The sequence below is a fragment of the Acinetobacter sp. YH12226 genome, assembly GCF_013417805.1.
Classification (GTDB): Bacteria; Pseudomonadota; Gammaproteobacteria; order Pseudomonadales; family Moraxellaceae; genus Acinetobacter.
The window spans coordinates 39,006-57,756 of sequence record NZ_VPDG01000013.1; the positions used below are offsets into that span (position 1 = coordinate 39,006).

16 protein-coding genes are annotated in these 18,751 nt (G+C 46.0%); 3 read left to right on the forward strand and 13 right to left on the reverse strand.

Features of this window, described 5'->3' with window-relative positions:
• Nucleotides 1-10 precede the first annotated feature (10 nt).
• The 5 genes from ligA to FTV08_RS12170 form a co-directional block, all read right to left on the reverse strand.
• Nucleotides 11-2,050 carry an NAD-dependent DNA ligase LigA gene (ligA, locus tag FTV08_RS12150; RefSeq protein WP_180087417.1) on the reverse strand — a complete coding sequence of 680 codons (2,040 nt, stop codon included), beginning with the start codon at nucleotides 2,048-2,050 and terminating at the stop codon, nucleotides 11-13.
• Nucleotides 2,051-2,159: 109 nt separating this feature from the next.
• Nucleotides 2,160-3,125: a cell division protein ZipA C-terminal FtsZ-binding domain-containing protein gene (locus FTV08_RS12155; protein ID WP_005251067.1), complete on the reverse strand. Its 966-nt coding sequence runs from the start codon at nucleotides 3,123-3,125 to the stop codon at nucleotides 2,160-2,162.
• Between the two features lies 1 nt (nucleotide 3,126).
• The gene (gene smc / locus FTV08_RS12160) at nucleotides 3,127-6,579 is read right to left on the reverse strand and encodes a chromosome segregation protein SMC (protein WP_005251063.1); all 3,453 of its coding nucleotides are present in this window, start codon (nucleotides 6,577-6,579) and stop codon (nucleotides 3,127-3,129) included.
• 11 nt (nucleotides 6,580-6,590) lie between these two features.
• Nucleotides 6,591-7,286 carry a GntR family transcriptional regulator gene (locus FTV08_RS12165; RefSeq protein ID WP_005262529.1) on the reverse strand — a complete coding sequence of 232 codons (696 nt, stop codon included), beginning with the start codon at nucleotides 7,284-7,286 and terminating at the stop codon, nucleotides 6,591-6,593.
• Between the two features lie 186 nt (nucleotides 7,287-7,472).
• Nucleotides 7,473-8,276, reverse strand: a complete 804-nt coding sequence (locus FTV08_RS12170; protein WP_005107741.1) for a sulfite exporter TauE/SafE family protein — start codon at nucleotides 8,274-8,276, stop codon at nucleotides 7,473-7,475.
• 27 nt (nucleotides 8,277-8,303) lie between these two features.
• On the opposite strand from FTV08_RS12170, the gene FTV08_RS12175 reads away from it, so the two are divergent.
• Entirely contained in the window at nucleotides 8,304-9,059 is a 756-nt protein-coding gene (locus FTV08_RS12175) for a biotin--[acetyl-CoA-carboxylase] ligase (protein WP_180087418.1), read from the forward strand.
• A gap of 14 nt (nucleotides 9,060-9,073) precedes the next feature.
• The gene (locus FTV08_RS12180) at nucleotides 9,074-9,814 is read left to right on the forward strand and encodes a type III pantothenate kinase (protein WP_180087419.1); all 741 of its coding nucleotides are present in this window, start codon (nucleotides 9,074-9,076) and stop codon (nucleotides 9,812-9,814) included.
• Here FTV08_RS12180 and FTV08_RS12185 read toward each other — a convergent pair.
• From FTV08_RS12185 to ffh, 3 genes are all read right to left on the reverse strand, one after another.
• Nucleotides 9,768-10,373: an alpha/beta hydrolase gene (locus tag FTV08_RS12185; RefSeq protein ID WP_180087420.1), complete on the reverse strand. Its 606-nt coding sequence runs from the start codon at nucleotides 10,371-10,373 to the stop codon at nucleotides 9,768-9,770. The two genes, FTV08_RS12180 and FTV08_RS12185, sit on opposite strands and share 47 nt — an antisense overlap.
• A gap of 137 nt (nucleotides 10,374-10,510) precedes the next feature.
• The gene (locus FTV08_RS12190; RefSeq protein WP_180087421.1) at nucleotides 10,511-11,083 is read right to left on the reverse strand and encodes an alpha/beta hydrolase; all 573 of its coding nucleotides are present in this window, start codon (nucleotides 11,081-11,083) and stop codon (nucleotides 10,511-10,513) included.
• A gap of 151 nt (nucleotides 11,084-11,234) precedes the next feature.
• Nucleotides 11,235-12,641, reverse strand: coding sequence for a signal recognition particle protein (ffh, locus tag FTV08_RS12195; protein ID WP_004279196.1), 1,407 nt, complete (start codon nucleotides 12,639-12,641; stop codon nucleotides 11,235-11,237).
• A 138-nt stretch (nucleotides 12,642-12,779) separates the two neighbouring features.
• Between ffh and FTV08_RS12200 the strand changes: the two genes are divergently transcribed.
• Nucleotides 12,780-13,589: an inner membrane protein YpjD gene (locus FTV08_RS12200; protein ID WP_044109193.1), complete on the forward strand. Its 810-nt coding sequence runs from the start codon at nucleotides 12,780-12,782 to the stop codon at nucleotides 13,587-13,589.
• A 60-nt stretch (nucleotides 13,590-13,649) separates the two neighbouring features.
• On the opposite strand, the gene FTV08_RS12205 is transcribed toward FTV08_RS12200, so the two are convergent.
• The 5 genes from FTV08_RS12205 to pcaF form a co-directional block, all read right to left on the reverse strand.
• The gene (locus FTV08_RS12205; protein WP_004279194.1) at nucleotides 13,650-14,411 is read right to left on the reverse strand and encodes a class I SAM-dependent methyltransferase; all 762 of its coding nucleotides are present in this window, start codon (nucleotides 14,409-14,411) and stop codon (nucleotides 13,650-13,652) included.
• A 131-nt stretch (nucleotides 14,412-14,542) separates the two neighbouring features.
• Nucleotides 14,543-15,151, reverse strand: a complete 609-nt coding sequence (locus tag FTV08_RS12210) for a DapH/DapD/GlmU-related protein (RefSeq protein ID WP_180087422.1) — start codon at nucleotides 15,149-15,151, stop codon at nucleotides 14,543-14,545.
• Nucleotides 15,152-15,182: 31 nt separating this feature from the next.
• Entirely contained in the window at nucleotides 15,183-16,121 is a 939-nt protein-coding gene (gene paaX / locus FTV08_RS12215) for a phenylacetic acid degradation operon negative regulatory protein PaaX (RefSeq protein WP_180087423.1), read from the reverse strand.
• Between the two features lie 63 nt (nucleotides 16,122-16,184).
• Nucleotides 16,185-17,477 carry a phenylacetate--CoA ligase PaaK gene (paaK, locus tag FTV08_RS12220; RefSeq protein ID WP_159138559.1) on the reverse strand — a complete coding sequence of 431 codons (1,293 nt, stop codon included), beginning with the start codon at nucleotides 17,475-17,477 and terminating at the stop codon, nucleotides 16,185-16,187.
• Between the two features lie 60 nt (nucleotides 17,478-17,537).
• On the reverse strand, nucleotides 17,538-18,749 hold the full coding sequence (pcaF, locus tag FTV08_RS12225; RefSeq protein WP_180087424.1) for a 3-oxoadipyl-CoA thiolase: 1,212 nt from the start codon (nucleotides 18,747-18,749) through the stop codon (nucleotides 17,538-17,540).
• Nucleotides 18,750-18,751: the final 2 nt, after the last annotated feature.

An 18,751-nucleotide genomic window follows, 5' to 3' on the forward strand; every position in this document is an offset into this window, starting at 1 on the left:
GTGCAGAGATTTAGGCTTCAAGCTGACCATAGTCTTGCATCAAGCCAATAAACTGTTGTTCATTGATCACTGGAATACCAAGTTTTTCTGCTTTATCCAGTTTTGAGCCAGCTTTTTCACCCGCAACCACACATTTGGTTTTGCTGGATACACTGCCACTGACTCGTGCACCTAAGGCTTGCAATAACTGGGTTGCATCATCTCGTCCCATACTGCTTAAAGTCCCGGTGACCACCCAGCTTTCGCCGTTTAACGGCTGACGAGTCGGTGCGATCGGTGCATCCCAGTGAATACCGGCAGCCAGTAAACGATCCAGAACTTCCAGATTATGCGGTGCCTGAAAGAAATCCAGAATCCATTCCGCAGTGATATCACCTACATCCGGAGTTTTCTTTAAAGCCTCCAGATCGGCCTGACGCAAGGCATCCAGCGTCTGGAAAGTATTGGCCAGCATCCGCGCCGTAGTTTCACCCACCCCACGAATACCGAGTGCATAGATAAAAGCAGCCAGTGTGGTCTTTTTACTGTTTTCAATGGCATCCAAAAGATTCTGAACCGATTTGGCGCCCATCTTTTCAATACCGAGCAAAGTCTCACGATGTTCATGCAGATGGTAAATATCTGAGACATCTTTTAAAAGATTTAGATGTAGCAGTGACTCTACCCAGCGATCACCCAGCCCTTCGATATCCATAGCTTTACGCGAAACAAAGTGACGAATGGCCTCAATACGCTGCGCGGCACAATACAGCCCACCCGAACACCGTGCCAAGGCTTCGCCTTCCGGCATGACCACGGGTGAATCACAGACTGGGCATTGCTCAGGTAAATGCACTTCGACTGCATCAACCGGGCGAAATTCCGGCCAGACTTTTTCCACCTTAGGAATTACATCGCCACTACGATAAACACTGACGGTATCACCAATACGTACATCCAGACGGTGAATTTCGCCAATATTGTGCAGGGTTACATTAGATACTGTTACTCCGCCGACAGCGACTGGATTTAAACGCGCAACCGGCGTTAATGTTCCAGTACGACCGACTTGCCAATTAATATTTTCTACTGTGGTCAGTGCAGCCACTGCCGGAAATTTATAGGCGGTGGCCCAACGAGGTTCACGGCTCAGGAAACCAAGTTGTTGCTGCTGTTTTAGGTCATTGACCTTGATCACCATACCATCGATTTCAACACTGAGGCTGGCACGCTCATCAATAATCTGTTCATAGACCTTTTGCACGTCCTGAATACTGTCACAGATAAAGTGACGCTCGCCAACCGCAAAACCGAACTGATGTAACCATTCCAGACTGGCAGACATGGTGGTTTGACCATGATGCGGTACACACTGTGCAATCCCATAAGCATAAAAAGCCAATGGCCGCGAGGCAGCAATGTTCGGATCCAGCTGACGCAAACTTCCTGCCGCAGCATTACGCGGATTGGCAAAGGTCTTTTCACCTTTGGCAGCATTGGCAGCGTTCAATTTTTCAAAACCGGATTTCGGCATTAGCACTTCGCCGCGTACTTCCAGCAAATCGGGAATGATACCATTCACCGGAGATAAAAGTTTCGGCAGGTTGCGAATGGTTCTGACATTCTGGGTGATGTCTTCACCGGTTTCTCCATCGCCGCGCGTCACTCCACGCGTCAATACGCCATGCTCATACCAGAGTGAAATGGCCAGACCATCAAATTTCAGTTCAACATCATATTCAATTTTTTGATTTGGCAAACGTTCTTCAATACGGCGGGCAAAAGCCAGCAGATCTTCCTGATTAAAGACATTGCCTAATGACAGCATCGGCACGGTGTGTGTTACGGTCACAAATTTTGAAAGCGCCTGCCCACCCACTTTATCTGTCGGGCTATCGGACTGGATCAGGTCAGGATATTGTTGTTCTAAGGCTTTGAGCTGATGAAAGAGCTGATCATATTCACTGTCTTCAATGCTCGGTTGATCCATCACATAATAAGCATGGTTATGCTTGGCAAGCAGTTGAATCAGTTGACGCATTTGCGCAATGACAGTGGCATCTTGGGTCATAATTTCACCATAAAAAAGGGCGGAAAATCCGCCCTGTAGAATATTCAGCTTTTGGCTATTATAAAAATTGCAGTCTACAGATTCAACTTGGAGATTGAACAAAGCAGCCTTAAACTTCCGTCCCTTGTCCAGCACGATAATCAATTGCCTGATGGCGCCAGAATTCACGTAATTGTGGAGTAAATTCCTGTTGATTCTGGTCATAGACCAGACCGTCCACTTCACGGGCAATCAGACGTGAAATACTGTCCATGGTATCAAACGCATTTTGTACATCGCTATGCGGTAAAGCCAGGAAGAATGCCAAACCTTTCACTTCCTGCGTTGATAAGGTTTCCAGATCAAAGCCTTCCATTCCGGTATCGGTCATTTGCAATACCGAAAACAGCAGTTTTGAACCATCTTCACTATAACGGTGGAAACAGGCCAACTCACCATAACGCAGGCCATATTTCAATAAAACCTTCAAGGTTTTATCACCCGAAAGTACACGGCCTTGCGGATAGATATGCAAAGAAATAATGGTTTCAGCATTGGACAAAGCACTTTCTTCATCCACTATTTTTTGCTCATGCAGATGTGCATCCAGAATACTACTTTCATCATTAAATTCAGAAATTTCTGCTTTTTCGATGTTGCTGTTCAGGCTGAATTCAGGCATTTCTTCCTTGGTTTCAATCTGGCTATTCTTCTGTTCCGCTTCTACCTGTTGAACATCTGCTGCCGTGACTACCGACTTTTTCACTACTTCAGCTTCTGTTGACGGGGCAGCTACAGGAGTTTCGACTGCTTTTGGCTCAACCGGAGTTGATTCAGCCTTGCGAAAGGCGGAAGGCTTTTCAGGAGCCGGTTCATCTATACCCAAGCTTGGCTCGATACGATCAGATTCGACATCCTGTTGTGCCAACTGAGAACGTACATGCCTTGGAATGATCGGTGTCTGGCTATCCGGGTCGATATGCAGGTTGGCATCCAGTGAAGGTACAGCCTCTACAGGTTTTTTGAACAGCATTCTTATACCAAACAGCATAATCACAATTGCGATAACAATCCCGATAATGGTGGTGATTTCCATATTATACCTCCGCAGCTAGGCCGTATTCTTTTGCCTGTTCCAAATTAACTGTCACTAATTTTGATGTTCCCGGTTCAGGCATGGTTACACCTAAAAGATCAGTCGCCATCATCATTGCAAGTTTGTTATGGGTAATATAAATAAATTGCACGTGTTCAGAAAGCTCTTTGACTAAATTACAAAAGCGTCCCACATTGGCATCATCCAGCGGTGCATCGACTTCATCCAGTACGCAAAATGGTGCCGGATTTAAGCGAAAAATCGCGAATACCAATGCTAATGCAGTTAAAGCCTTTTCTCCACCCGAGAGTAAGGCCAATGAGCTGTTTCGCTTACCTGGTGGTCGGGCCATGAGTTTTACACCCGACTGCCAGCCATCTTCAAGGCTTAAACTCGCCTCACCGCCTTCAAACACTTTCGGGAACAGGTTTTGCAGTTCAGCATTGACCTGGTCAAACGTGTGCATAAACAGTTTACGGGTTTCCTGATCAATACTCTTCATCGCAGCCTGTAGCTGTTCAACCGTATTTTCCAGATCCTGCATCTGGTGACTCAGTTCCTCATAACGTTTTGATACTTCTTCATATTCTTCAGAAGCCGCCAGATTGACTGCACCGAGTTTATCAAACTGAGCCTGAGCTTTTTCCAGTTTCGCCTGATGTGCTTTAACATCAATATCGAGTCCGGAAATTACTTCACTATTCAACTCTTTCAGTTGTTCAGAATAATGCTGCAAATCAGATTTGGCAGCCTGCCAGGCCAGACGTTTTTCTTCCAGTGTAGTGCGGAGTTTTTCATCCTGCTGCTGGAAGCTGTGACGCTGTTCGGTCAGCTGCTGCTGTTTGCTCTGCACCTGATTTAATTCAACCTGCCAGTCGGCCCAGGTTTTTTGCAGCTTTTCAGTGATCTGCGCCTGTTCATTGAACTGGCTCTGTAAAGCAGGTAATTCCAACTGTACCGGATCGACAAACTTTTTGGCTTGTTCGATTTGTGCAGTAATTTGCTGAGACTGTTCTTTTAGGAAAACCTGATCTTTTTCCAGTAATTCAATCTGCTGCTGGCTTTGCACATTTTGCCGGCGCAACACTTCCAGTTCCTGCTGCGCTTGCTGATTGAGCTGCTGTGAGTCATCCAGCTGAGCACTCAATTCTTCTAGCTGGAATTGCAGGGTTTTATAATTTGGTAGCGCCTGTTCCAGTTTGATATTCAAGGCATGCAGATCAATTTCCAGATCATCTTTCTGCATGGCATCTTCTTCAAGCTGCTCATCCAGTTGTTGTAACTGATGCTGTAATTGCTGCTTTTGCAATGCGAAAGCCTGAGCACTACTTTGTACTTTGGCAATATTGACATCGAGTTGCTGCAGCTGCTTTTGGGTATGCTTGTGCTGCTCACTGATGCTTTGAATCCGGCTTTGCAAAGCTTTAACCTGATCGGTGAGTTCAGGTAACTGCTGCTCCAACTGCATAAACTTAGGTTCAAGTTCTGCAAGTTGCTGCTCGATTTCATCCAGACGGATTCGATGACTCAATGCACCTTGTCCGGCCTGACTAGCTTCATCATAGTCCAGTGCAATCATCCAATCCGCACCAACATGGTAGCCATCTAAACTCAGTAATGTCTGGCCTTGTAATAACTCAGTTTGAAGAGGCAATGCTTGCGCTAATGTATCTACGACCGCGACTTGTTGCCACAGTGAATAATGTGGAGATTCAATCCAATCGGCCAGACACATCGTATTGGCAATCTGAATTTTATTCTGAACAGCCTGTTGCTTTAACTGACGCGCACAATCTTCAAGGAAGTGCTCGCCCTCTGTCAAAATCTGGGCAGATAGCCATTTTGCCAGAAACTTTTCGATCAGGCTGGCATGTACCTTGCCTGCATCATTGAGCTTAAGTACATGCATCAGCTGTACCGCATCACTCTTGGCATTTGGCTTGGCTTTGGTCAGTAATTGACTCAGGTTTTTCTTTTCTGAATGAAGCACCTGAATTTCAGATTTGAGCTGCATCAAGCGCTGCTGATGGGTCGCCTGCTCTGCCTGAATCTGCTCGAATTGAGTTTTTAAATCTGTTAATTGAATTTCATAGTCAGCGATTTGCTGTTCAGCTTGGGCTTTGTCTGCCTGATACTGCTCCAGCTCATCTTGCTCCGCCTGTTGCTGAATCTGTGCACTTTGCTGTTGGAGCGTCTGTTTCTGCTGTTCAATCCGCTCAATATTCTTTGCCAGTTGCTCGCTTTGAGCCAACATCTGTAATTTACGCTGTTGCTGCTGTTCGACCTGGGTTTTGATCTGGGTAAATTGCGCTGCCACATTACTATGTTGAGCTTTGAGCTCAGTCAAGTTTTGGCTTTGCGCCTGACTCTGACCATCTTGCTGCTGCAACTGCGCCTGCTGATCTTCAAATTGCTGCTGTAAAGTATCGAGTTGCAGTTCAATCAACTGTAAACGCTCTTTAGTTTGAGCTTTTTGCTGTTCCAGTTTGACCAGACTGGTGGAATTTTGCTCTAGCAGAGACTGCTTTTGTTGCAGGGTCATTTCCAGTTCAGCCAGTTTTTTCTCGGCCTGTTGCCATTCACTTTGCAAAGGGGTGGATTGCTGAATCAGACGCTGAAACAGTTCACTTGTACTGCCTAAATCATGTTCAACGGTGGTCAGTTCGGAGCGCACCAGCTTAAAGTTTTCCCCGAGCGTATTCATCTCAAGGGTATATTCTTCCTGTAAACGCTGGCTTTGCTCACATTGAAAAGACAGAATTTCAATCTTGATGGTACGGATCTGCCCTTCCAGTTCTTTATATTGAATCGCACTTTCCGACTGACGTTTCAGGGTTTTTAGCTGAGATTTCAGTTCAGAGGCGATATCTTCCAGACGCGACAGGTTTTGTGTGGTGTGATCCAGATGTAGCATGGTTTCACGGCGACGTGCCTGATAGCGCGATACCCCAGCCGCTTCTTCAATATAGACCCGCATTTCATCGGGCTTGGCATCGACCAGACGGTTGATCATGCCCTGTTCAATAATCGCATAGGAACGCGGACCAAGACCAGTACCCAGGAAAATATCGGTAATATCACGACGACGGCATTTGCTGCCATTCAGAAAATATTCAGACTTGCCATCGCGGTTGACCTGACGGCGTACTGCCAGTTCATTATAGGCATTATAAGCACCGCCCAGCTTGCCATAGGTATTGTCAAAGCGCAGTTCTACACTGGCCATGCCCACCGGTTTACGCTTGGCAGTTCCGGTAAAGATGACGTCCTGCATGCTGCCACCACGCAACTGGCGTGCACTGGACTCGCCCATGACCCAGCGTATGGCATCAATGACGTTGGATTTACCACAACCATTCGGTCCCACGACCGCAGTACGATTATCTTTAAAATGTAAAGTGGTACTGTCGGCAAAAGATTTAAAGCCTGAAAGTTTTAAACTGCTTAAACGCATAATGTCCTGATTTAACGTCGTGAGCGTCTGGCCCACGCGAGTTCAATTTGTTTCATCCGTGTCAGAGATTCCAACACAAGGTTGCGCAAGTGTCGACAAAAATCTTCCATAAATAAAGTGGCCTGATGGCTTTTTCGTATCAAAATTGCTTCAGTGACCAGTTTAAATAAGTCAAAAGATTCCTGTAACTCGCGTCTGGAAATATTCAGGGTCAGAAAATAGCTCCGACGTAAAGATGGCAGCAGTTCCTGATAGTAGCGCATCAGATAAGGATTCCCCACCATCTCATGCTGCTGGGCCATGCCCTGAAAGATCAGATCATAAAACTTTTCAGTGTGTCCTTGGCGAGTTTCTGCTTCCAATTGCTCTAATAATAGCTGAATGCGCTCAGCTTCATGCACCCGCCAGGTTTCCGCCATGCGATGCACCATTTGCCCGAGCAATAATGAGGTCATGTCAAATAAGGCACGTACCTGCAAGGCCGACATTTCCGAGACAATCGCCCCACGGCGCGGGAAAATTTCAATCAGCTGGGTGCGTTCCAGCAAAAGCAGGGCTTCACGAACCGAACCCCGACTGACATCAAGCTCCGAGGCAATCCTGAGTTCCTGTATACGTTCGCCTTCGACCAGTTCACCGCGAATAATCTGTTCGCTAATGTGCTTGGCAATCTGCTCAGACAAACTGTGCGCTTGTTCTAATGGCATACCGTTCCTGTCTTTATTTTTATGGATACTGGTTTAGCCCTTTATTTGGACTATGTCGCTATTAAACGGGTTTTTATCCATAAATACTTTGACATTGTCAGACAATCTTATGTCTATATAGCCAACTCAAGCCCATAAAAAAGGAGAATAGTCATCTATTCTCCTAATACGGTAAAAAAGTTTAAATCAGGCCATAAAACCTTGATAAATAAAATACAGGCCGACGGTGGTCAGTAAAGCAGCAAAACATTTTTTTAATACGGCCGGTGAAAGCAGATGTGCCACTTTTGCCCCCAGCTTGGCAGTGAAAAAACTCATCATGCTGATGCCAATAAAGGCATAAATATGAATATAGCCAATGGTATTTGGCACGGTGACCTGCGCCTGTTTACCAAACCAGATAAAACCCAGCGCACCTGCGACTGCAATTGGCAATCCACAAGCCGCAGAGGTCGCTACGGCTTTTTGCATCACGATTCCGCAGCGATTCAGAAATGGGACGGTCAGACTTCCCCCGCCAATCCCAAAGATCGCCGATGCCACACCGATCCCACCACCTGCAGCAATTTGTACCGGGGTTGAAGGCAATTTTTGATTCGGATCAATCTGGATATGCGCTCCCTTGAACATTCTAAATGCCACCCAGACCGCAAAGAAGCCAATCATTAACTGCAAACCCTGACCAGATAAATAATCGGCAATCCCCGCACCTAGGAAAGAACCGATAATCAGACCTGGCGCCAGATTACGAAACACAGGCCATAGTACTGCCCCTCGCTGATGATGCGCCATCACCGAACTGATAGAAGTCACAATAATCGTTGCCAAGGAAGTGCCCACCGCCATATGCATAATCACGCTGGGATCGTACTGAAGCTGGGTAAAAACAATGTACAGGATCGGCACAATAATCAAACCACCACCGACCCCAAACAGGCCTGCGGTGAATCCGGCAATTGCACCAATCAATAAATATATGATTAACTCCATAACGATATTTACCACGTTTAGATTCAAATGGATGTAGAAACTCGTGAACTGCAACAACGATTAAGCGATGCAGGCCAACTCCCGGAAGTATTACTCATCAAACCGATTACCACATCGACCAATGATGATGTACGCGAATTGGCAACGAAGGGGGTGCAGCAGGTTCTGGTGTGCAGTCATGTGCAGACCCAAGGCCGTGGACAGCGTCAACGTCAGTGGATTTCACCTGAAGGGAACATCTATTTAAGCACATTGCTGCATACACAAAAACCCATCGATGGTCGTCTGGCGCTAGAAATTGCGTTAAATATCCTGCAAATGCCCAGTCTAAAAGGCCTGGAATTACAGGTGAAATGGCCGAATGACCTGTATAGCCTGCACGGAAAATGGGGCGGCATTCTGGTCGAGCCGATTTCATCTACACAGGTGGTGGTCGGTGTAGGTTTAAATATCGATCCTCTGCTCACTGACCTTCCAGATCAGCAGGTTAGCTCCTTGAACGAGTTGGGATTATCACATACCTCAAGAGTCGAGCTGATTGCCCAGTTATATCTGGCGATTCAGCAAGCCGGGCAATGGTTTAATTATGGCAGTCAAAACCTGGCGGCGCGTTTCAATCGATCGGCTGCATTTATGCAACAAACGGTTGAATTTACCGATGTGCAAGGGCAATATTCCGGTACTTTTCTGGGGATTCAGGACGATGGTGCAGTCAAGATTTTGACCGATCAGGGAATCCAGACCTTTTATCAGGGACAGCTCCGCCTTAAACACGGTGGATGAACAGGCATACAGCAATGAAAAAATTATGGTTGGATATCGGCAATACCCGGCTTAAATACTGGATTACCGAGCATGATCAGATTATTGAACAGGCAGCAGAATTACATTTACAGTCCCCTGCTGATTTGTTACTTGGCCTGATTCAGCATTTCAAAGCGCTGGGCTTGCATCAGGTAGGTCTATCCTCAGTCCAGGATAAAATCAATAATGAGCGCATTCTCAGCATTTTAGAAAGCCTGCATATTCCAGTCATTTTTGCTCAGGTACAGGCAGAATATGCAGGTCTGATCTGTGGTTATGATGAACCTTCACAACTAGGGATTGACCGCTGGTTGCAGGTACTTGCGGTCGCGACGCAAGCGCATGAAAATTATTGTGTGATTAGTTGTGGTACGGCGCTGACTATTGATTTGGCGCAAGGGCAACAACATTTGGGCGGTTTTATTCTGCCAAATCTATACTTGCAACGTGATTCCCTAATTCAGAATACCAAAGGCATTAAAATTCCAGATGCCGCTTTTTCTGAACTCAATCCCGGACGCAATACCATCGATGCGGTACATCATGGCATTCTGCTGGGCCTGCTGAGCACCATTGAAAAAGTACTGCGTGATTTCCCGGCACAGCTGGTTTTAACCGGTGGAGATGCCCCGCTATTTGCGCAGCATCTCGGTCAGTATCAGCCCCGGATTGAACCGGATCTTTTACTTAAAGGCCTGCAGCATTTTGCAGCTCATTTGCCAGACACTGTTTGATAATATCCAGCAATTGAGGGAATTCGGCAAAGCTATCAGATTTATTGAAATGCCCGGCTTTTTTGATCTCAAAAATTTGTGCATTCAAGCTATGGGCTAAACGCAAGGAAATCGGTGCAGGTACATAGGGATCATTACTGGAGATCAGCATCACCGCACGTTTATAGCTATAGGGTAAGTTTTTCAAATCGAGCCGGACAGCCTGCAACATTTTATTCAGTTCTGACCAGGCCACCAGCGGTGTATCAAAGGCCGAGACCAGAATGATGCCACCGATCTTGCGTTGCTGCTGAATATAATGTTCCTGTAAAAAGTTTAAAACACTGACGCAACTCAGGCCATGTGCAACTAAAAAGGTATGTTCATCCATCTGCGGAATGTGCAGTTTCAGGTTCTGCTGCCATTCTTCTAAATTGGGTTGAAAAGGGTTGGCCAGCATAATCCGCTTGGACTCAAAACCGGCATTTTTAAGCTGACGACTCAGCCACGGATACCAGTGATCATTTGACGTTGCCTGATAATCCGGCACGATATAGACTTTCTTTATTATATTTTTCATAGTGCATTACTTATAATTATTGAACGCAAACGGCGTCGATAAAAATCAGTTTTAAACAGTCTGGAGATGGAATTCAAGTGCCTTTTTGAACACCATCTCATGTTAAATTTTAAAATTTAGCGAATACAATAACATGCTTAAACTTCGGATTTAATCAGATAAGGCTCGATCACTTTCCAGAGTTCCGGCAGATCAGTACAGCCTTGTGAATCAATAAAATGTCCGTGATGCTTGGCATTCACCACAATCGCATCCAGGCTGTCCGCCTGTTCCAGACTAAATTCTGGTGCAACCCGGTCATCTCCTTCGGAGTAGATCACTACACGCTCTGCAACCTGCTGTTTGAGTAAATCAAAATTGATTTCAGCGGCATCAATAAAAGGGTTCACTTCATCTAGGCGGCCCAGCCGGCCATTAAATCCCGCAATCAATACCAGTTGCTGAATCTTCTGCTGTTTTAATTCTCTGGATAAGTAATGCAATGCGGCCACAGTTCCCAAGCTATGTGCAATAAAGATACTATCCTCGTCAATTGCAGCAATCTGTTCACGCATTTGCTGATCCCAGGTGTCCAGTGTCGGTGTAGTTGATGGATCCAGCCGGAGGACTTTTAAACTGACATTTTCCTGTTGGGCTTTTTCCTGAATCCATGGGTACCAGTTTTCTTCCGGGCTTGCAGTATAACCATGTACGACAATTACTTGGTTCATTTGAAATTTCTCTTTATTTTGTGCTGATATTCCCGAGTCTGCCTGATCGGATTTTTATTTTGGGTAAGTAAATGTTGTTTTGTTTAAACCGGTTTGACTATTTATTCGCAATAAAAAAAGGCGCATATTGCGCCTTTTTTTAAAACAAAACTTATTTCTTGTCATTGCCGCCGAACAATGGACCCATACCACCGCCGCCGCCAAACTGTTTCTGCAAGCCGCCGAGTGACTTCATCATTTTTGCCATACCGGATGGATTGGCAAATTTTTTCATCATCTTGGCCATTTGGGCATGTTGCTTGATCAGCTTGTTGACTTCTGCCACTTCCATACCACAACCTGCTGCGATACGTTTTTTACGGCTTGGGTTCATCAAGTCCGGGTTACGGCGCTCTTTGATAGTCATCGACTGGATAATCGCTTCCATTTTCTTGACCTGCTTTTCAGGATTGGCTTGCGCCAACGCATCTTGCAGACCGGCATTGCTCATGCCAGGAAGTTTGTCCAGGAAGCCCATCATGCCGCCCATCTTGTTCATCTGCTCAAACTGCATCAGCATGTCTTCAAAGTTGAAGCTGCCGCCTTTTTGCAGTTTTTTCGCCATTTTTTCGGCTTTTTCTTTGTCGACCTTGCGTTCAAGTTCTTCGACCAAAGAAAGTACATCACCCATACCGAGAATACGCTGTGCAACACGCTCAGGATGGAATGGCTCCAAGGCATCGAGTTTCTCACCCATACCCAAGAATTTGATTGGCTTGCCGGTAATCGCGCGTACTGAAAGCGCTGCACCACCGCGCGCATCACCATCAGTTTTGGTCAGGATCACACCAGTTAAAGGCAAGGCATCATTAAATGCTTTGGCGGTGTTTGCCGCATCCTGACCGGTCATGGCATCGACCACGAACAGGGTTTCAGTCGGGTTAATCGCTGCATGCAGCTCTTTGATTTCACCCATCATGTCATCATCGATATGCAAACGACCTGCCGTATCGACAATCAGCACATCGGCAAATTGGATTTTTGCCTGTTCAATCGCGCGATTCACAATCGTAATCGGTTTTTCGTCTGCGCTAGATTCCAGGAAAATCGCACCGACTTCACCCGCGACAGTCTGTAGCTGTTTGATCGCAGCTGGACGATACACATCGGCAGAGACCATCGCGACTTTTTTCTTTTGACGTTCTTGTAAGAAACGTGCAAGTTTTGCTGCAGTTGTTGTTTTACCTGCACCCTGCAGGCCTGCGAGCAGGACAACTACAGGTGGTTTTGCAGCGAGGTCGAGGCTTTCATTGGCCTCGCCCATCATTTTGGTCAATTCGTCATGAACGATTTTGACAAAAGCCTGCCCAGGAGATAACTGAGTCATCACTTCCTGGCCCAATGCTTCTTCCTTAACTTTCGCGATGAATTCACGAGTTACAGGTAACGCAACATCGGCTTCAAGAAGCGCCATACGCACTTCACGTAACGTATCTTTAATATTGTCTTCGGTTAGCTGCCCTGAGCCAGTAACATTTCTTAAACTCTGCGTGAGTCGTTCTGTTAAGGTATCAAACATTGCAAAATCCGCTTAAAATAGCCATGAGCAAAAAATTGTTTCTTAAAATAGAAAATTTATGCATAGAATGCTATAGGATACTGTAGTTCGCAGCGAATTTATATAAATGAATATTCATCACCCTTAAAAAGGTTTGACATGGTTAGCCTCCCCTTGGTTTATACGATCTTAGCATTAGTCGCTTATACCGCTTCCTTCTGGTATCTGTTCATTCATTTAATGTCTAAACGTGCTCCTAATCAATGGTTTGTCTCGCTAACTGCACTGCTTGGCCTGAGCCTGCATGCACTGGTTTTATATGGCGATATGCATACCCCGCTGGGCATCAATTATGATGTCTTTGCCCTGTTTTCCTTTACTTCCGGTCTAATGCTATTACTCAGCATTATTTACAGTACTTATCGTCCAATTATCGCCCTGAATCTGATCGGAATTCCAGTAGCTGCCACAGGTTTGATCCTCGGCTTTGTGTTTACTCAGCCTGCAAAAATCATCGCACAAAACTCTTTGGGTCTGGATATTCATATTATTTTGTCTTTGTCTGCTTATGCGGTATTGCTCATGGCGACCATTCAGGCCGTAATTTTACGCTTTCAGGATCGTGAGCTGAAAAAGAAGCAGAAACGCCGGGTCTGGGTCAGTTTGCTACCTTCTTATCAGGACATGGAATCGCTCCTGTTTGATATGCTGATGACCGGTTTTGTTTTGCTTACCCTCGCTTTGGGCTTTGGCTTTTTCACCATCGACAATTTCTTCGCCCAGCATCTGGCACATAAAACTGCGTTCAGTATTATTTCCTGGCTGGTTTATGGTTCCCTATTAATCGGACACTGGAAGTTTGGCTGGCGTGGCCAGAAAGCCGTGCGCTTTACCCTGCTCGGTTTTGGCTTGCTGGCACTGGGTTTTATTGGTTCTAAATTTGTGCTGGAAATGATTCTAGGGCGATAATTCTGAGCCGTGAATATTCAATTCATTGTTCAATAAACAGATTCTAGCTCTAATATTTTTTTAAACGATTATACGCCCCGCACGCACTGATAATGGCCAGCGAATGACTCTGGGCAATTCTGGATCTTCCCATTCTGGCAATAAGGCATCTGCCAGTACATTTAATGGATTATGTCCGAGTGCTTGAGTTGCTGCTTTCACGGCTGACCAAGTACTCATATAACCAATTAACTGATAAAAATTCCATTCAACCTGCAATACCGGTGGCTGAGTCGCAATTTCCTGAAATGGAAATGGTAAATTTTTATATCCTTCATCTACATGGCGACGTTCAGGTGGCCAGTACGGTGCAAGCGTGACTTCATAAAAATGCTTAAAATAATGATTCAGATGGGGCTCATCCACACTGAATACGCCATAGCTAATTAAAGCCAGAATGGCATTGGGTTTAGCAATCCGGCGAACTTCTGCGTAAAATTTTTCCAGATCGAGCCAATGCGCTGCTTGAGCCACCGAAATCAGATCAACACTCTGGTCAGCACACGGAATCTTTTCAGCGAGTGCCTGACCATACTGAATTTTTGGATGCGGTTTGGCTTGGGCAAGCTGTTCAGCACTCGCATCAATAGCAAGCACCTGATCAAAGTAATTCGCCAAAACTTCTGAAAGCTGTCCAGAACCACAGCCGACATCTACAGCCAATTTAGTACCTGGTGACAGCTCTGCCAATAGCTTTCCCAATGCATCCGGATAATGCGGACGAAACAAAGCATAGTCCTGTGACTGCTGGGAGAAATGATCTTTAAATTCCCTATTTTCCATATATATGCTTTCCAGACCAGTTTTATTTCAGTCTAAATAGACGGTCAGGGAATGCAGTTGGAATTTGGTTTCAGTTACTTCCTGTTTTTAAAATGCAGAATTCATCTATTTAATAGAATCATGTTCTTAACTTAGTCATTCAAGCTATTCTGCTTGATCTGATAATCTGCCTTAAACGCTTTGTAACTGAGCCGGTCTGTGGAGACTTCTGTTAAAGGACTGACCTCCTGCATTGAGGAAAGACAGCGCTCTGTCAGCTGAATATATTCTTGTGTCCCTTTGCTTTTCCAAGCAATTTCTTTGGTGTCCAGGGGACGGATGACCCGTGCTGGACTACCGAGTACCAATGAATTTTCCGGAATTTGGGCCTTGGCTTTAACCGTACTATTAGCACCAACAATGGTATTTTCACCAATCTCGGCTTCATCAAGAATCACGCTGTTCATGCCGACCAATACATTTTTGCGAATGATACAACCATGTAAAATCGCGCCATGTCCGATATGGCCACATTCTTCGACCAGCGTGACACTGCCGGGAAAGCCATGAATGGTGCATGAGTCCTGAACATTGGCATTTTTCTGGATGTGAATCCCGCCAAAGTCGGCTCTTAAAGTAGCGAAAGGCCCGATATATACACCCTCTTCAATCACCACATCCCCGATCAGAACGGCTTGCGGATGCACATAAGCGCGAGGGCTGACCACAGGAATCACACCATCAATGGCATAACACGGCATTATTTTATTCCTTTAAAAATGCAGAATTAGATTAGCTGACGGCTTCTAATCGCAAACCGCCAAAGCGTTTATAAAATTGTGGATGCACCGGCGGCATCGAACCTTCCGAAGTTCGGGCGATCTCCATAAAGAACTCATCACCTGCCGCAACCACGGTTTGATATAAATTACTACTCAGATTACGGGCATTCAGGGAAAGCCAGTTGGAGGGCAATAATTCAAAAGGCAGATTTGGATCTTTTAATAAAATCCGGCGAAATTGATGAATCAGCAAAATACGTAACTGAAAAGCCTGAACCGGATCCAGCTCATCTTCCTGTTCCACCAGATGAAAGAATTCCCGGAAATCTGCAATGAATTTTTCATAGCGCTGATGCAGTTCCTGCACCGGCCAGTTGGTAGCAACCATGCGTTTTACAGTTGGATAGGATTCCTGCCAGAGCTGCAAAGTTTCTGCCTTAAACACCACGACTTGGTCAGTCATTTTCAAGTTCAGCAGCAGGTTTTGCAGTTTCTGATGATCACAGCCCGGATAGGCCATGACATTGGTGGCGATATTGGCAAAGCCCAGCCATTCCAGTTCTTTTTTCAGAACCAGTTTATTTTCCAGTTCTACCGAACTGAGTAGTACCAGATCCCATTTTTGATCCCATTCCTGATGGCTAAAACTGTAAATTTTTTGATCCGCCATAATAAAACGCTGGCGGCTGCTTTCGGTGACACGGTAATAACTGGTGCGGCCAATTTTCTCCGAGAACAGCCAGCCATTTTGTACCAGACGAAATACAGCAGTTCTTACTGAACGTTCATTAAAGCCGAAGACATCCATGAGCTGGATCAGGCTGGCCAGACTGATAATGCCACCGCGATGAAAAATACAGTCACCGAAGATGGTCATGATTAATGAGGTTCCGCTGAGTGCTTCATTTTGAATAAAGTCATCAATGATTTGTTTTAATTTCGGATTCATTACGCTTAACTTTACCTTGTAGAAACTGGATGATAGACCATTTAGTCATCATCCAGTAGGACTTCATGCAGACTTGCGGATATCGAAAACGCGCTGTGCCTTGCCTTCAGAACGTGGCAGACTGCCTTCTGGCAAAACTTCGACACTGACACTGATACCAACCATGGTTTTAATCTGGCTTTTTAGCTGAGTTGCCAGCTGGTGCGCCATAATATCACTGCTATCTTTACGCATTTCGGTACGGATATGCAATGTATCCAGATGGCCTTGTTTACAAATCTGGATCTGATAGTTCGGAATCAGTTGCTGGATCTGTAAAATCTGCTCTTCAATCTGCGACGGAAACACATTCACTCCACGGATAATCATCATGTCATCACTGCGGCCAACAATCTTGTCCATACGGCGCATGGTACGTGCCGTGCCAGGCAATAAACGGGTCAGATCACGGGTACGGTAACGGATCACCGGCATGCCTTCTTTGGTAATGGTGGTGAAGACCAGTTCACCGAGTTCGCCATCGGGCAGCACTTCACCGGTTTCAGGATGGATAATTTCCGGATAAAAATGATCTTCCCAAATGGTTGGGCCATCTTTGGATTCCAGACACTCCATGGCGACGCCCGGGCCCATCACTTCTGACAGGCCATAAATATCCAAGGCATCAATGCCGAGACGCTCTTCAATTTCCTTGCGCATTTCATTGGTCCATGGCTCTGCACCAAAGACGCCGGTTTTAATCGAACAGTTTTTGGCTGTACCAAATTTCTTTTCCAGCGCTTCAATAATATTCAGACAATAAGATGGCGTAACCATCAGTGCTGTTGGTTTAAAGTCATGAATCAGTTGCGCCTGTTTATCGGTTTGTCCGCCAGACATTGGGATCACGGTTGCACCCAAGCGTTCAACGCCATAATGCGCGCCTAGACCGCCCGTAAACAGACCATAACCATAAGACACCTGAATGATATCTTTGCTGCTCAAGCCGGCTGCACGCAGGGAACGCGCCACCACGTCTGACCAGACATTAATATCATTTTGGGTATAACCCACTACGGTCGGCTGACCGGTGGTGCCAGAAGATGCGTGCACACGTACAATCTGTTCCTGTGGAACAGCGAACATACCAAACGGATAGTTATCGCGTAAATCCTGTTTGGTGGTAAACGGGAATTTCGCCAGGTCTTCCAGTGAGTTAAAATCGTCTGGATGCACGCCAGCATCATCGAATTTCTTTTTATAAACCGGACTGTTCTGATAAGCATGTTGCAACGTCTTTTTCATACGCTGTAGCTGAACACTGCGTAACTCATCAACCGATACTTTTTCAATTTTTTCCATTGCATTGTTATTCATATTCTTACTCCTGACGCAGTCTTCCTGACCACGGTTTAATTCATTGATTGAATGATGTGTTTAATCCATATTTTCTAAAACCAGTGCCACACCTTGACCCACACCGACACACATGGTGCAGAGTGCATATTTGCCTTTACAGCGTTTTAGTTCTTTCATGGCCGTGATCACCAGACGGGTGCCACTCATACCCAGCGGATGACCCAAGGCGATGGCACCGCCATTCGGGTTAATTCTGGAATCATCGTCTTGCAAGCCGAGTTCACGAATCACGGCCAGTGACTGCGCAGCAAAAGCTTCATTCAGCTCAATCACGTCCATCTGTTCCAGACTGAGTCCAGTCTGTTTCAGCACTTTATGTACTGCTGGCACCGGCCCAATGCCCATATATTTGGCTTCCACACCGGCACTGGCCATTCCAATCACTTTAGCTTTCGGGCGCAAACCATACTGCTCAGCAAACTGCTGATTGCCGAGTAATACGCAAGCCGCCCCGTCATTAACACCCGAAGCATTACCAGCGGTGACTGAACCGCCTTCTTTACGAAATGGGGTTTTCAAGGCTGCCAGATTATCCAGCGTCGTTTCTGCACGCGGGTGCTCGTCTTGGGAAATGGTCAGAGTGGTTTTCTTCGGACCTTTAACCTCGACTGGCAGAATTTCTTCGGCAAAAATACCTTTTTGCTGCGCTACTGCGGTTTTCTGCTGGCTGTGATAGGCAAACAGGTCTTGGTCTGCACGGCTAATCTGATACTTTTCAGCGACGTTTTCGGCAGTTTCCGGCATGCTGTCAACGCCAAACTGTGCTTTAAATTTTGGGTTGATAAAACGCCAGCCAATGGTGGTGTCATAAATTTCAGGGGTACGGCTAAAGGCAGTCGTAGGTTTGGATTGCACGAAAGGCGCTCGGCTCATGGATTCTACACCACCCGCCAAAACAAATTGTGCTTCACCCGATTTGATGGCACGTGCTCCCAGTCCAATGGCATCCAGACCTGAAGCACATAAGCGGTTCACGGTGAGCGCTGGAACAGATTCAGGCAACCCTGCGAGTAAAGCAGCCATACGCGCCACGTTGCGGTTATCTTCACCGGCCTGATTGGCACAGCCCAAGATCACTTCATCCAGTTCTGCCCATGGCAAGGCAGGATGCTGATCTTTCAGATATTGAATCGGTAGCGCTGCCAGATCATCAGCACGAATGCTGCTCAGTCCACCGGCATAGCGTCCGATCGGGGTGCGAATTCCATCAAAAATATAAACCTGTTCCATGA